This is a genomic window from Microbacterium sp. ZW CA_36 (assembly GCF_044987475.1).
Classification (GTDB): Bacteria; Actinomycetota; Actinomycetes; order Actinomycetales; family Microbacteriaceae; genus Microbacterium.
Genome location: NZ_JBJDRL010000019.1, coordinates 1 through 13,557 on the forward strand (window position 1 = coordinate 1; position 13,557 = coordinate 13,557).

At 70.9% G+C, this 13,557-nt stretch carries 11 protein-coding genes; 8 read left to right on the forward strand and 3 right to left on the reverse strand.

Annotation, left to right across the window (positions count from 1 at the left end; translation table 11 throughout):
* Positions 1–1,041: AAA family ATPase (locus ACI3KX_RS10155; RefSeq protein ID WP_404909618.1), on the reverse strand; the 1,041-nt coding region annotated here is incomplete at its 3' end.
* Positions 1,042–1,156: 115 nt separating this feature from the next.
* Between ACI3KX_RS10155 and ACI3KX_RS10160 the strand changes: the two genes are divergently transcribed.
* From ACI3KX_RS10160 to ACI3KX_RS10170, 3 genes are read left to right on the forward strand one after another with little or no spacing between them, the layout of a single operon-like run.
* Entirely contained in the window at positions 1,157–2,233 is a 1,077-nt protein-coding gene (locus tag ACI3KX_RS10160; RefSeq protein ID WP_404909619.1) for a class I SAM-dependent methyltransferase, read from the forward strand.
* 31 nt (positions 2,234–2,264) lie between these two features.
* Positions 2,265–3,515 (forward strand): glycosyltransferase, encoded by a 1,251-nt coding sequence (locus ACI3KX_RS10165; protein WP_404909620.1) that lies wholly within the window; start codon positions 2,265–2,267, stop codon positions 3,513–3,515.
* Entirely contained in the window at positions 3,515–4,402 is an 888-nt protein-coding gene (locus tag ACI3KX_RS10170; protein WP_404909621.1) for an alpha/beta fold hydrolase, read from the forward strand. Before ACI3KX_RS10165 ends, ACI3KX_RS10170 begins: the two co-directional genes overlap by 1 nt.
* Positions 4,403–4,406: 4 nt before the next feature.
* Here the strand turns inward: ACI3KX_RS10170 and ACI3KX_RS10175 are convergent, their stop codons facing one another.
* Positions 4,407–4,868, reverse strand: a complete 462-nt coding sequence (locus ACI3KX_RS10175; RefSeq protein WP_404909622.1) for a MarR family winged helix-turn-helix transcriptional regulator — start codon at positions 4,866–4,868, stop codon at positions 4,407–4,409.
* A 129-nt stretch (positions 4,869–4,997) separates the two neighbouring features.
* Here ACI3KX_RS10175 and ACI3KX_RS10180 point away from each other — a divergent pair, with 129 nt between their 5' ends.
* The 3 genes from ACI3KX_RS10180 to ACI3KX_RS10190 all read left to right on the forward strand — a co-directional run bounded on the left by ACI3KX_RS10180 (position 4,998) and on the right by ACI3KX_RS10190 (position 8,350).
* Entirely contained in the window at positions 4,998–6,215 is a 1,218-nt protein-coding gene (locus tag ACI3KX_RS10180) for an MFS transporter (protein WP_404909623.1), read from the forward strand.
* Positions 6,216–6,327: 112 nt separating this feature from the next.
* Positions 6,328–6,819 (forward strand): bifunctional nuclease family protein, encoded by a 492-nt coding sequence (locus tag ACI3KX_RS10185; RefSeq protein ID WP_349428329.1) that lies wholly within the window; start codon positions 6,328–6,330, stop codon positions 6,817–6,819.
* A 136-nt stretch (positions 6,820–6,955) separates the two neighbouring features.
* Positions 6,956–8,350 carry an FAD-binding oxidoreductase gene (locus tag ACI3KX_RS10190; RefSeq protein ID WP_404909624.1) on the forward strand — a complete coding sequence of 465 codons (1,395 nt, stop codon included), beginning with the start codon at positions 6,956–6,958 and terminating at the stop codon, positions 8,348–8,350.
* A 98-nt stretch (positions 8,351–8,448) separates the two neighbouring features.
* Here the strand turns inward: ACI3KX_RS10190 and ACI3KX_RS10195 are convergent, their stop codons facing one another.
* Entirely contained in the window at positions 8,449–9,162 is a 714-nt protein-coding gene (locus ACI3KX_RS10195) for an MBL fold metallo-hydrolase (protein WP_404909625.1), read from the reverse strand.
* Between the two features lie 97 nt (positions 9,163–9,259).
* Between ACI3KX_RS10195 and ACI3KX_RS10200 the strand changes: the two genes are divergently transcribed.
* Together ACI3KX_RS10200 and ACI3KX_RS10205 are read left to right on the forward strand one after the other, a co-directional pair.
* The gene (locus ACI3KX_RS10200; protein ID WP_404909626.1) at positions 9,260–9,784 is read left to right on the forward strand and encodes a TetR/AcrR family transcriptional regulator; all 525 of its coding nucleotides are present in this window, start codon (positions 9,260–9,262) and stop codon (positions 9,782–9,784) included.
* A 196-nt stretch (positions 9,785–9,980) separates the two neighbouring features.
* A complete protein-coding gene (locus ACI3KX_RS10205; RefSeq protein ID WP_404909627.1) occupies positions 9,981–13,532 on the forward strand; it encodes a discoidin domain-containing protein in 3,552 nt (1,183 codons plus the stop codon).
* The last annotated feature ends 25 nt before the right edge of the window (positions 13,533–13,557 follow it).

Below are 13,557 nucleotides of genomic sequence, written 5' to 3' on the forward strand. Positions count from 1 at the left end.
GCGGTCGACGTCCCCCGACGGTGCGGCGTCGGCAGCGGCGCGGTGCGCGGCCCGGCGCGCGTGCGCGGACGCTCCCGAGTACACCGCGGCGCGCAGGAGCGGATGCCGGAATGCGATGCGCCCGTCGCGCACGGCGATCAGACCGAGGTCGTCCGCCGCGTCGAGCTCTGCCACATCCACGCCGTACGCCTCGCACGCGTCCGCGACGAAACGGAGGTCGGCGCCGCACACCGCGGCCACCAGGAGCGCGGCACGGCAGCCGGCATCCAATCCGGCGAGCCGTCTGCCGAACGCGTCGATCACCGCACGCGGCACCCGCAGGGGCAGACCGGTCTCGATGCTCTCGACCACATCGAGGTCGGCGGCACGCAGCTCCAGCATCGCGAGCGGATTGCCGTCGGTGGCGCGGTGGAGCAGGCGCACCCGCTCATCGGACACGTCGCCGGGAGCGTGTTCGAGGATCGTCCGGGCGGAGTCGAGATCCACCCCGCTCAACGCGAGTGACGGCAGATCGGCGACGAGATCGTCCCCTTCCGGACTCCGCACCCCGAAGAGAATCACCACAGGGTCGGCGGCGAGCCGCCGCGCGGCGAAGACGAGCGCGTTCGAGGAAGGCTCGTCGGCGAGGTGCAGATCGTCGACGACGACAGCGACCGGTCCGTCCTCGGCGTATCGGCAGACCAGGCTCAGCACGGCCGCGCCGATCGTGAACCGGTCACGCCCATCGGCGGGGCCCGAGGCGCCGGGGAGGGCGAGAGCGGCGGATATGGCGTCGGCCTGCATCGGCGGGATGCCGTCGAGAGCGCCGAGCGCCGGCCGCAGCAGCTGCAGCAGAGTGGCGAAGGGGATCTCGCGCTCGGACTCCAGACCGGTCGCCCGCAGCACGCGCATCCCGTCGAGGCGCGAGACGGCGTCCTCGAGGAGCGCCGTCTTGCCGACGCCGGCCTCTCCACGCACAGCCAGCACGCCGCTCGTCCCCAGGCGCGCCGCAGCCCCGAGCCGATCGATCGCCTGCTGCTCGGCCTGTCGACCCACCAGCATGGCCCGATTCTACGACCGCGTCCCGGACTAGGGGGGTCCCCGGATGCGGTGCCAGGGGCCGGCTGCCTACCTTTGAGGCATCTCCACCGCGGACCACCGACCGAAGGAGCCGCTGATGTCTCTCACCGTCCCACCCACACAGATCGACACCGACAAGCTGATGAACTTCGTGTTCCGCGCCGTCGACGAGGTCGGCGCGACCCTCAACGCCGCACTCGTCGTGATGGGCGACAAGCTCGGGTACTACCGGGACCTCGCCGACCACGGTCCGAGCACGCCGGCGCAGCTCGCCGAGCGCACGCAGACGGCCGAGCCGTACGCACGTGAGTGGCTGAACGCTCAGGCCGCAGGCGGCTACGTCACCTACGACCCGGCGACCAGGCGCTACACGCTGCCCGCCGAACACGCGGTCGCGATGACCGACCCCGACAGCGCGGCCTTCCTTCCCGGCTTCTTCCAGATCGCCCTCGGAACCGTCCACGACACGCAGCACATCGTGGATGCCGCGCGCAGCGGCGCCGGCTACGGCTGGCACCAGCACGGCGCCGACGTGCACCTCGGCTGCGAGCGGTTCTTCCGCCCGAGCTATCACGCCAACCTCGTCGACTCGTGGATCCCGGCGCTCGACGGAGTGAAGGAGAAGCTGGATGCAGGCGCACTCGTCGCCGACGTGGGCTGCGGCCACGGGGCGTCCACGATCCTGCTCGCCCAGGCGTTCCCGAACTCCACGTTCGTGGGCTCGGACTACCACGCCGAATCGATCGAGACGGCGCGCTCCCGGGCAGCGGAGGCGGGAGTGGAGAACGTGCGCTTCGAGGTCGCCTCGGCGCAGGAGTTCGGCGGCCGGGGGTACGACCTCGTCGCGATGTTCGACAGCCTCCACGACATGGGCGATCCGGTGGGGGCCGCGCGCCGCGTGCGCGACGCGATCGCCGACGACGGCACATGGATGATCGTCGAGCCGATGGCCGGCGACCACGTCGAAGACAACCTCAACCCCGTCGGCCGCGCGTACTACGGGTTCTCGACGCTGCTGTGCACGCCGTCGTCGCTGTCGCAGGACGTCGGCCTGGCGCTCGGCACCCAAGCCGGGCCGGCCCGGATCCGCGATGTGACCTCGGCGGCCGGGTTCACCCGGTTCCGCACCGTCGCCGAGACGCCGTTCAATCGCGTCATCGAAGCACGGCCCTGACGGCGCGCGGCGAGAGGGGCAGACTGGGGGGATGGCCGCCATGGGCAACCGCCATACCTGGGTCCGGGCGCAGCGCCGCCCGCGGAAGGCCCTGTTCCTCTCCTCGCCGATCGGCCTCGGCCATGCGCGACGCGACGTGGCGATCGCGCAGGAGCTGCGACGCCTCCACCTCGATCTGCAGATCGACTGGCTGGCCCAGCACCCGGTCACCCGGGTGCTGGCGGACGCCGGGGAACGCGTGCACCCGGCATCCGCTCTTCTCGCGAACGAGTCCGCCCACATCGAGGACGAGTCCGCCGACCACGATCTGCACGCCTTCCAGGCGATCCGCCGGATGGACGAGATCCTCGTGAACAACTTCATGGTGTTCAACGACGTCGTCGACGACACCTACTACGACCTCGTGATCGGCGACGAGGCATGGGACGTCGACTACTTCCTGCACGAGAACCCCGAGCTCAAGCGCTTCGCGTTCGCGTGGATGACCGACTTCGTGGGGTGGCTGCCGATGCCGAGCGGCGGGGATGCCGAGGCCGCCCTCACCGCGGACTACAACGCCGAGATGCTCGAGCAGCGGTCGCGGTATCGGCGGCTCCGCGACCGGTCGATCTTCGTCGGCAGCCCTGACGACATCGTGGACGCCTCGTTCGGCCCGGGACTGCCCGACATCCGGGAGTGGACCGAGGCCCACTACGACTTCGCGGACTACGTCACCGGCTTCACGCCACCGACCGAGGAGGAGCGCGCGCGAGCACGCGCCCGCCTCGGATACGGGCCCGACGACGTGCTCTGCATCGTGACCGTCGGCGGCTCCGGCGTCGGCCATGCGCTCCTGCAGAGGGTGATGGATGCCGTTCCTCTCGCGAGGCGGCAGCTCCCGGCGCTGCGCTTCCTCGTGGTGACCGGACCGCGCATCGATCCGTCGTCGCTGCCGCGGCGACAGGGCGCGCGGGTGCGCGGATTCGTCCCGGACCTGTACCTCGCGCTGGCCGCGTGCGACGTCGCCGTCGTGCAGGGCGGCCTGACGACCTGCATGGAGCTCGCCGCCGCCCGCCGTCCCTTCCTCTACGTGCCCCTCGAGAACCACTTCGAGCAGAACTTCCACGTGCGCCACCGACTGGAGCGCTACGGCGCCGGCCGCTGTCTCCGCTACGCGGAGGCGAGTGATCCCGCGGTGCTCGCAGAGGCTCTGGTCGCCGAGGTGACGCGCGAGGTGGACTATCGCCCGGTCGAGACGGACGGCGCGGCGCGCGCCGCGGCGCTGCTCGCGGAGCTGGTCTGATGCGCGCGCTGCAGCCGACCGCCACCGGCGTCGTCGACCGCGACGGCGTCGCGGTCCACTACGAGGTGTACGGCGAGGGCTCGCCGACGGTGTATCTGCTCATGCCCGACGTCATCGTTCACAGCCGGGCGTGGAAGGCGCAGATCCCCTTCCTGGCGCGGCACTTCCGCGTGGTCGTGAGCGACCCGCCGGGCAACGGGCTGAGCGGCACGCCGGTGTCGGCTGATCAGATGGACGATCCCGTACTGATCGCAGGGCAGTGGGCGGTGCTGGACGCCGTCGGAGCCGAGCAGGCGGTGCTCGTCGGAGTGTGCACCGGCGCCGGGCACTCCCTGATCATGGCCGGGCAGCGACCTGAGCGGGTGCTCGGCGCCTGCGCGATCAACCCGGGTCTGCGGCTGACCGAGCCGCTGCCGCACCGGATCGCGTTCGACTACGACGAGCCCCGCGACGCGTACGAGGGCTGGCAGAAGCAGAACCGCCACTACTGGAAGCAGGACTGGGCGGACTGGTCGGAGTTCTTCTTCGGGCAGATGTTCCCCGAGCCTCATTCGACCAAGCAGCTCGAGGACTGCGTCGACTGGTCGATGGGATCGGGGGCCGACATGCTGATCCTCGAGTACGCGTCGACCTACCTCGCCGCCGACATCGCGTCATCCCGCGCGATCTGCGAGGCGGTCCGCTGCCCGGTGCTGGTGATCACGGGTTCGCTCGACATGTGCCAGAACCCGCTGCGCGGTCCGATCGCCGCCGATCTGACCGGCGGCGACCTCGTCGTGATCGAGGGCGGCGGGCACCTGCCTCAGGCGCGCGACCCGGTGAAGGTCAATCTCCTGCTGCGCGACTTCATCAGGCGTGTCGCACCCTCGGGCCGGATCGGCCCCTGACGACCTACGGCGCGGCGACGGGAGCGGGCGTCAGCGCGGCCAGCACCTCCACCACCGGGGCGAGCTCGGGCTGCTCGGCCGCTGCGGCAAGCACGCGTGCCAGCGTCTCGTCGTGGATGGGGTGCGCGCGCTCGTAGAGCTCGCGCCCTGCCGGGGTGAGCTCGGTGTAGATGCCGCGCCGGTCGTCGGCGCACAGGACGCGCGCGATGAGGGCGCGATCCTCGAGGCGGTTCACCAGGCGCGTCGTCGCGCTGGGGCTGAGTGCGGTGGCGCGCGCGAGCTGCTGCATCCGCATGTGCCAGCCGTCCTGGCGGCTCAGCGCGTCGAGCACGGTGTACTCGACCACCGACAGGTCGACGGATGCCGCGAGCCCGCGCTCGAGCTCGGCGTCGATGAGCCCGTGCAGGGCGGCGAGCGTGCGCCAGCCCTGGGCGCGCACCTCGACCGCGTCGTCGGCGATGCCCATGAGTCCTCCTTCGTGGATCGATGCGGCTGCATGATTGTTTGCGCACATAGTGCGCGTGTGCAACTATTTATCCCGCACCTGCAATATCCCGCGTGTGCAACTATCGCTCAGTGTAACAGGAGAACCCTCATGCCACTCGGACTCATCGCGCTCGCCATGGGCGCCTTCGGCATCGGACTCACCGAGTTCGTCATCATGGGCCTGCTGCCAGAGGTCGCGCGCGACTTCGCCGTCACCGAGGCGGCCGCCGGCTGGCTCATCTCGGGGTACGCCCTCGGCGTCGTCGCAGGGGCCCTGGGGCTCACCGCCGCCACCATCAGACTGCCGCGCAAACCCGTCCTGCTCGGCCTGGTGGTGCTGTTCATCGCCGGCAACGTCGTCACCGCACTCGCCCCCGACTACGGCATCGCGATGACCGGCCGCATCTTGGCTGCTCTGTCTCACGGTGCGTTCTTCGGGATCGGCTCCGTTGTCGCAGCGAGCCTCGTCGCGCCGGAGAAGCGCGCGGGAGCGATAGCGATCATGTTCACCGGTCTGACCGCCGCGAACGTGCTCGGCGTCCCGTTCGGCACCTTCCTCGGGCAGCAGTTCGGGTGGCGCTCGACCTTCTGGGTCATCGCCGGCATCGGCATCCTCGCCCTGGTGGGCATCGCCGCCCTCGTCCCCGTCGCGAAGGACGCGGATGAGGCCATCAGCCTCCGCCGCGAACTGCGCGCGTTCCGCTCGATGCAGGTGTGGCTCTCGCTCGCGGTGACCGTGCTGGCGTTCGGCGGCATGTTCGGCGCGTTCACCTACATCGCGTACACGCTCACGGAGGTGAGCGGATTCACCGCGGGCGCCGTGCCGTGGCTGCTCGTGCTGTTCGGCGCCGGCCTCGTCGCCGGCAACTGGCTGGGGGGACGCCTGGCCGACCGTCGCCTCGACCTGACACTGATCGCGTTCATCGCCGCCCTGGTCGTGGTGCTGATCGCCTTCGCGCTCCTCGCCGGTTCGCAGGTCGCCACCATCGTCGCGCTCGTGCTGATGGGGGCGCTCGGCTTCGGCACGGTTCCAGGTCTCCAGAGTCGCGTCATGGACTACGCCGATGGCGCCCCGACGCTCGCATCGGGCGCGAACATCGGCGCCTTCAACATCGGCAACGCGCTCGGCGCGTGGGCCGGCGGGGTCGGGATCAGCGCGGGGCTCGGCTACACGGCGCCGGTCTGGATCGGCGCGGTCATCTCGGGCGCAGGTCTGGTCGTGATGGCTCTGGCCGCCGTCGCCGCCCGCCGGGCCCGCATCGCGGCGCGTCCGCCGCGGCGGGCGGCGCCCGCGACGACGAGCACCGTCCCGGTCCCCGTCGTGTGAGGCCACCCGCGTATGCCGGCGCGCGCACCCCCTGTCCCGGGTGCGCACGCCGTGCCTACGATGGCCGGACAGAAGATCACGCGGGGGATGCCGCGGCGGGAGGAGGCGCGTCATGGTTCAGGTTCGCGTGGCCGGCGTGGCCCTCGACGCCTCGGGGCAGCACGTGCTGCTGCTCAAGCCGGTGGATCAGCTTCCCGGCGACGGGCTCGTGCTGCCGATCTGGATCGGGCAGCTCGAGGCGACCTCGATCCTCGTCGCGGTGGAGAACGCGGATGTGCCACGCCCGCTCGCGCACGACCTGATGGGCCTGATGCTCGCCGCACTGGACGCGTCGGCGACGAGGGTGGAGGTGACCCGCATCGAAGAAGGCACCTTCTTCGCCGAGATCACGATCTCCACCCCCCTCGGCGATCGCATCGTGGATGCGAGGCCGTCGGATGCCATCGCGCTCGCCTCGCGCGTGGGGGCGCCGATGTGGGTGGCGGACGAGGTCCTGGCCGAGGCCGGCGTTCCCGACGTGCTCACCGAGACCGACGCGTCAGAGAGTCTCGACGAGTTCAAGCGCTTCCTCGACGAGGTCGAACCCGAGGACTTCGAGAGCTGAGGACTTCCGCGCTTCCCATGTATCTGGGAGAGCGCCGTCGGCTCATTGGTGGGGTGGCCCGCGCCGGAAGCGCGGGCGCGCTGACGAGTCGTGCCGACGATCCGTCGCGCACGCTTCAGCGAAAGGCATCCCACCCATGTCCCTCAACGACCTCGCCATCGACGTCCCCCGCGCCGCCATCGGCGCCGCCGCCGGTGAACTGCGCACCGCGCTCGGCGCCCGCGTGCTGTTCCCGGGCGACGCCGGCTTCGACGCCGCGCGAACTCCGTGGAACGTCGCCGTGGCGCAGCATCCGTTCGCCGTCGCGCTTGCGGAATCAGCCGACGATGTCGTCGATGTCGTGCGTGCCGCGACCCTGTCGGGGCTCCGTGTGGCGCCGCAGTCGACCGGCCATGCTGCCGGGGCGCTCGCCGAGACGGATCTCGCGCACACCGTCCTCGTATCGCTCAAGGGCCTCCGCGGCGTCGCGGTCGACCCCGTGGCCCGGACGGCCCGCGTGCTCGGCGGCTCGCTCTGGAACGATGTGCTCGACGCTGCAGCGCCCCACGGTCTCACCGCACTGCACGGCAGCGCCGGCGACGTGTCGGTCGTCGGGTATCTGCTCAGCGGCGGGCTCTCGTTCTACGCCCGTGCACACGGCCTCGCCGTCAATGCGGTGCGCGCCGTCGAGGTCGTGACGGCCGACGGCACGCTCGTGCGGGCGAGCGAGGACGCGCACCCCGACCTGTTCTGGGCCCTGCGCGGCGGCTCCGGAGCGTTCGGCGTCGTCGTCGCGATCGAGATCGACCTGCTGCCCTTCGCCGACGTCTTCGCCGGCATGCTCCTGTGGGACGCATCTCAGGCCGCCGAGGTCTCGCACGCGTGGGCGCGGTGGACGCGCTCCGCGCCGGAGACCGCGACCACGTCGCTGCGGATCATGAACTTCCCGCCGATGCCCCAGCTTCCGCCCTTCCTGTCGGGACGCTCGGTGGTCGTCATCGACGGGGCGATCGAAGAGGCGGATACCGCGGCATCCGCTCTGCTCGCATCGCTGCGCGCGCTGCAGCCCGAGATCGACACGTTCGCACGCATCCCCGCGCCGGCGCTCGTCAGCGTCCATATGGACCCGCCGGAGCCGACCCCGTCACTGACCTGGCACGCGATGCTCGACTCGTTCCCGGCGGAGGCCGTGGACGCGTTCGTCGGGGCGGCCGGGACTCCGGGGATCTTCGTGCAGGAGGTGCGGCACCTCGGTGGCGCCGTGACACGACGGCCGGCCGGGGGCGGCGCCATCGCATCGCTCGACGGTGACTACCTGGTGCACTCGATCGCGATGGTGCCGGTGCCTGAGGCCGGCCCCGCTGCCACGGCTGCTGTCCGCGGCGGGGTCGCCGCGCTCGAGCCGTGGCACGCCGACGCGCTCGCGCTGACGTTCATCGACGCGCCGGGTGCCGACCGCGCCCTCGCCTTCGGTTCGGCGTGGGCCCGCCTGCGTCAGCTCAAGCTCGCATACGACCCGGCCAACCTGTTCGCGGCGGCCCGGCCGGTCTGATCCGCCGAGCCGCTGCGGAGCGGAGCGGCTCAGGCCGCTCCGCTCGGTCGCGCCGATCAGGCCGCTCCGCTGCGGCGTGCTCGGCTCGGTCCGCTCGGCTAGGCCGCTCCGCTGCGGACAGCGGCGGCGACATCCGCCGGGGATCCCTGCCAGGGCGCACCGTGTCCGGGGAGGACCCACGACGCCGAGATGCCTGCAAAGCGGTCGAGCGACGCGGAGGCCTCGTCAGGGTCGTCGGTGAAGGGTGCGGGCTGCATGCCCTCGTGACCGGTGAGCACATGACGCGTCGTGAGCGCGTCGCCGACGAACACCGCATCGACGAGGGGCACGTGCACGGCGACGCTGCCGGGGGAGTGACCGGGCATCCCGATGATCACGGGGGAGCCGGGGAGGTCGAGCACGTCGCCGTCATGCACCTCGACCACCTCCGACACGTACGTCGTCGGCAGGGCGCGCTTGCGCAGCGCGTAGCCGAAGAAGCCCAGGGTCGGGCCGAGCTTCATCGGGCCGGTGGCGACCTTCGGCTTCTCGCCGGTGCGGGCGCGCTCGGCGTCGGCTTCGTGCACGTAGACAGGCACGCCGTGATCGCGGCGCAGGCGCTCGGCGAACCCGATGTGGTCGCTGTCGCCGTGGGTCAGTACGACGCCCTTCACGTCGGCAGGCGTCAGGCCGAGACTGCCGAGCTCGCGCACGAGGTCCTTCCAGTGACCGGGAAGACCCGCGTCGACGACGGTGACCCCGTCGTCGGTGACGACGAGGTAGGCGGCGACGATGTCGTTGCCGATGCGGTGCAGGTGCGGTGCGAGCTTCATGGCGCATCCTTCGGGGGGAGTGAGGGTTTCCGGGGTTGGCAAGGCTACGATACGTAGCTATCATGGCTAATGTCAATAGCCATCCAGGGGGAGCCGCATGCCGACGCCGGAGCGCACGTCGTACGCCGAGATCATCGCCGCCGGACGAGATCTCCTCGAGGAGTCCGGGCCCGCGGGTCTCACGATGCAGCGGGTCGCGGACCGCGTGGGCGTGCGTGCGCCGTCGCTCTACAAACGGGTCCGCGATCGCGACGCGCTCATCGAGGCGGTGGCGGCGGCGACCGTGGACGATCTGGCGGCCCGGCTCGAGGCATCCGATCGCTCTCTTGAAGGGCTCGCCCGCGCGTACCGGGCCCTGGCGCAGAGCCGCCCCGAGGGGTTCCGCCTGATGTTCGCCACGGCGGCGCCCCCGGAGCTGCTCGCCCGCGCGGGTCTCACCATCGTCGACAGCGCCGCGGTGATCGCCGGCGAGGAGCATGCGCTGGACGCGGCGCGCCTGGTGACGGCATGGGCGACGGGGTTCATCCACATGGAGCTCGCCGGTGCGTTCCGCCTCGGCGGCGACGTCGACGCCGCCTTCGAGTACGGACTCGTCGCGCTGCGGCGAGGACTCGGCGGCTGACAGGCCGCCGAGTCCTCGGTCGAAGGGCCGTGCGGCGACCTCGGCGCCCGATCGACCTCGGAAACTCGGGAAAAGGCTTGCCGATGTCGAGCAGGCATGGCAATCTCTCCATGGCAAACGCTATCCACTCAAGACCGGAGTGGACTCCCGCGAGCGAAGACGCGAGCGGAGGACCTCGAGGAAAGGGCACGACGCGATGCTGCGTACACCGAAGCACACCACCACGAAGCGCGGACGGAGGGGGATCGGCGTTCTCGTGGCCGCGGCGATCGGCCTTTCCGTTCTCGCCGCCGTACCGACGAGCGCAGCTGCCGCAGAAGCGCCGACGGTTCCCGACATCGTCGAATCGGTCAGCCCCGAGGGCTTCCAGCATCCAGGCATCGGCGTCACGGCCGATCAGCTGCGGAACGTCCAGGAGCAGCTCGCCGCGGGTGCCGAGCCCTGGACGAGCTACTACGCGGCGATGGCTCAGACCAAGTACGCCTCCCGCACCTACGTCGCCCAGAACCAGGGCGCGACGGACGAGCAGCCGAAGGACAACTCCTACAACGAGGTCGCGATGCGCTCCCGCGCGCACGACGACAGCCTCGGTGCGTTGACGCAGGCGGTGATGTACGCGGCGACCGGCGAGGAGGTGTACCGCGCGAACGCGCTGCACGTGCTGCGCACCTGGAGCAGCCTCGACCCCGCCGCCTACGCCTACTTCGCGGATGCACACATCCACACCGGCGTTCCGCTGTACTACTTCGTGACCGCGGCGGAGATCGTCCGCGCCACCGAGCCGGCGAACGCCACGCTCGACGGATACGACCTGCGCTGGACCGAGCGCGATCAGCAGCGAGCCGAGGACAACCTCGTCCGCCCCACCCTCGAGACGTTCCTGTTCTCGCAGAATCGCCTGTGGAACCAGCACACCTACGGCGTGCTCGGCATGATCGCCGCCGCGATCTTCCTCGACGACGCGGAACTCTACGCCGAGCGCGTCGAGTGGTTCTCGGTGAACTCGACCTACGAGAGCGAGCACACGATCAACGGCGGAGACGTGAACGGAGGGCTGGCCTCGCTCATCCGGTCGATCGACGCCGACGATCCGATCAATCCGTACGGGGAGGACTTCGTCGAGCTCCTGGAGATGGCACGGGATCAGGCGCATGCCGAGGGCGACATCACGACGCTGAGCGCGGCCGCGCGCATCGTCAACAACCAGGGCACGCGCCTCGACCCCGTCGCGGGCACCATCTCCACGGCCGAGGACGCCGTTTCGCCGTACGGCTTCCTCGACGATCGGCTCCTCAGGGGCGCCGACGTTTTCGCCGAGTTCATGATGGGCGGCGAGCCGCCCTTCGTCGACACATCGGGGGGCGCGAGCACGCTGTCGCAGGCCTACCGGGGGCGCCTCCGGGACCTCATGAGCGACCTGTACTACCAGTACACCTACATCGAGGGCGTCGACGTCGAAGCGGAGGCACCCCACCTCGCGCTGCTGCACAAGCGGTCCGACGGTCCGCTCTACTACTACGGGTCTGCGATCGAGAACTTCTGGAACCCTCGCGGCTCCGACTTCACGGACTCCGAGTCGTGGCTCGCCTTCCCCTCGGAGCTGGCCGCACAGGACATCGAGGTGCCGCAGCCGGCCTCATCGGCGGAAGTCTCCCCTGTGAAGTACGGGTTCGCCGTGGGGCGGGGCACCAAACTCCTGACCGACGACGACGGCGCTGAGATCGCGCGCCTCAACCCGAACCGCGGCGACGCGGTCGTCGCCATCCGCCGGATGGTGTGGAGCACGGGCGCGACATCGCTCGTCGGCATCCGCGTGCGCACCCAGGGACGGGCGACACTGCAGGCTTCTGCGACAGCGACCTCCGAGCCGTTCGCGGCCATCGCGCTGCCCGACACGAAGGGGGAGTGGACGACGGTCTGGGCGGATGTCGGGCAGGCGGTCGCGGCGGGCAAGCCCGTCGGGCAGCACATCCTCTTCCTGCGTGCGCTCGACTCGAAGTCGCCGGTCGACGTCGGGGGCGTCGTCGCCGACGCCGCCCGCACCATCACGCCGCCGGTCTTCGCCGACGGACGTGACCTCGCGTTCGTCGCCGTCGCCGGCGAGCCGATCGCCCGGCCGATCACGGTGACGGATGCCGATTCCGACCGTGCGCTGTCGCTGCAGGGCGCGCCGCGCGCAGCGGGCATCAGCGCCGACGGCGTGTTCAGCTGGACCCCGGCAGCTGCGGGCGAGGAGCAGTTCCTCGTGGTCGCCGCTGACGGAGAGGCGACGACCACTCTGTCCGTCGCCGTCACCGTCGCGGCGGACCGCGACGGGGCCATCTCCGAGACGCTGGAGGGCCTGGAGGACTCCGCGCGGTACACCTCCGCGAGCTGGGCGGCTGTGGCGGCGGCCGTGTCGGCCGCACGCGCGGGTCTCGCCGCCGACGCTCCCACCTTTGCGGCGCTCCTCGAGGACCTCCGGCTCGCGGTGGCGCAGCTCGACCTGCTCAATCCTCGCCTCGACGACGGAACGCTCGACTACTCGCTGACGGTGACCTCACCCGAGCTCTCGCAGACGACACTGCGCGCGCTCGTGGACGGGTCGAACCAGACCACCTGGGGCGATCGGCGCGACAACTCCGTCGAGCTCGACTTCGGGGCGGGCTACCGTGTGCAGGCCGATCGGTTCGGTCTGCTGGCACGCGACACCTTCGCCAATCGCTCGGAGGGAACCAACGTGTACGGCTCGAACGACGCCGTCTCGTGGACCCTCCTCACGGAGCGTCCGAACGAGGGCAGCGACGCCGCGGTCGAATACATCGACGTTCGGGACGAGGTGCAGGGCGAGCGCTACCGCTACATCCGGCTGCAGATCGACGAACCCGGTGCGCCGACCGATCCTGCGTACCCGGGTATCTGGACCCAGGCGGACTTCCGCATCGACGGCGTGCGCACGGAGGTGACGCTCGAGGACCAGCTTGCCGAGGCGCGCGCCGCCGATCTGTCGAGGTACTCACGGGCATCCGTCGTGCTCTTCGAGAGGGAGCTCGACGCCGTGACCGCGGCGGCGGGGGAGCCGGACGCCGACACCGTCCCGCTCGTCGCGCGGCTGCACGAGGCGTGGGACCTGCTCGGCGAACCGCCCTTCGACACGGTCGACGTCGCGACGAGCTGGGTGACGGCGAGCACGCGCTCGTGGGACGGCAAGCGAGACGCCGCCGCCAACGGCTGGGCGATGTTCGACGGCGATCTCGCCACCTTCACCGACACGACCGCCGCGTCGGGCTGGGTGAGCGTGGTGCCCACCGATGGGCGTGAGCTCACCGTCGAGGGCGTGCGCTTCGCACCGCGCGCAACGTTCGCGTCACGGGCTCAGGGGATTCAGTTCCAAGGGTCATCCGATGGCGGCGTGACGTGGACGACGTTCGCCACTGTCACCGGCGCGACGGACGGCTGGAACCGGATCGACCTCAGTGCTCCTGTGGCGACCACGGCCGTCCGCGTGTTCGCCACTTCGGGAAACACGAATCTCGCAGAGGTGGAGCTCATCTCCAGCACGGCGGATCGCAGCGCGCTCGTTCTCTACCTCGACGAGACCAAGAATCTGACGCAGGCCGAATGGACGCCCGGCTCCTGGTCCGGGTACGCCGAGGCGCGAGCAGTCGCGCATACTTTGGTGGATGCCGCCGAGACCGACCAGGCCGTGATCGATGCCGCCGCCGCGGCGCTCGCCGCCGCGATCGACGGGCTCGAGCGAGCCGCCTGATCCACGCACATCGACGGCCTCCGGC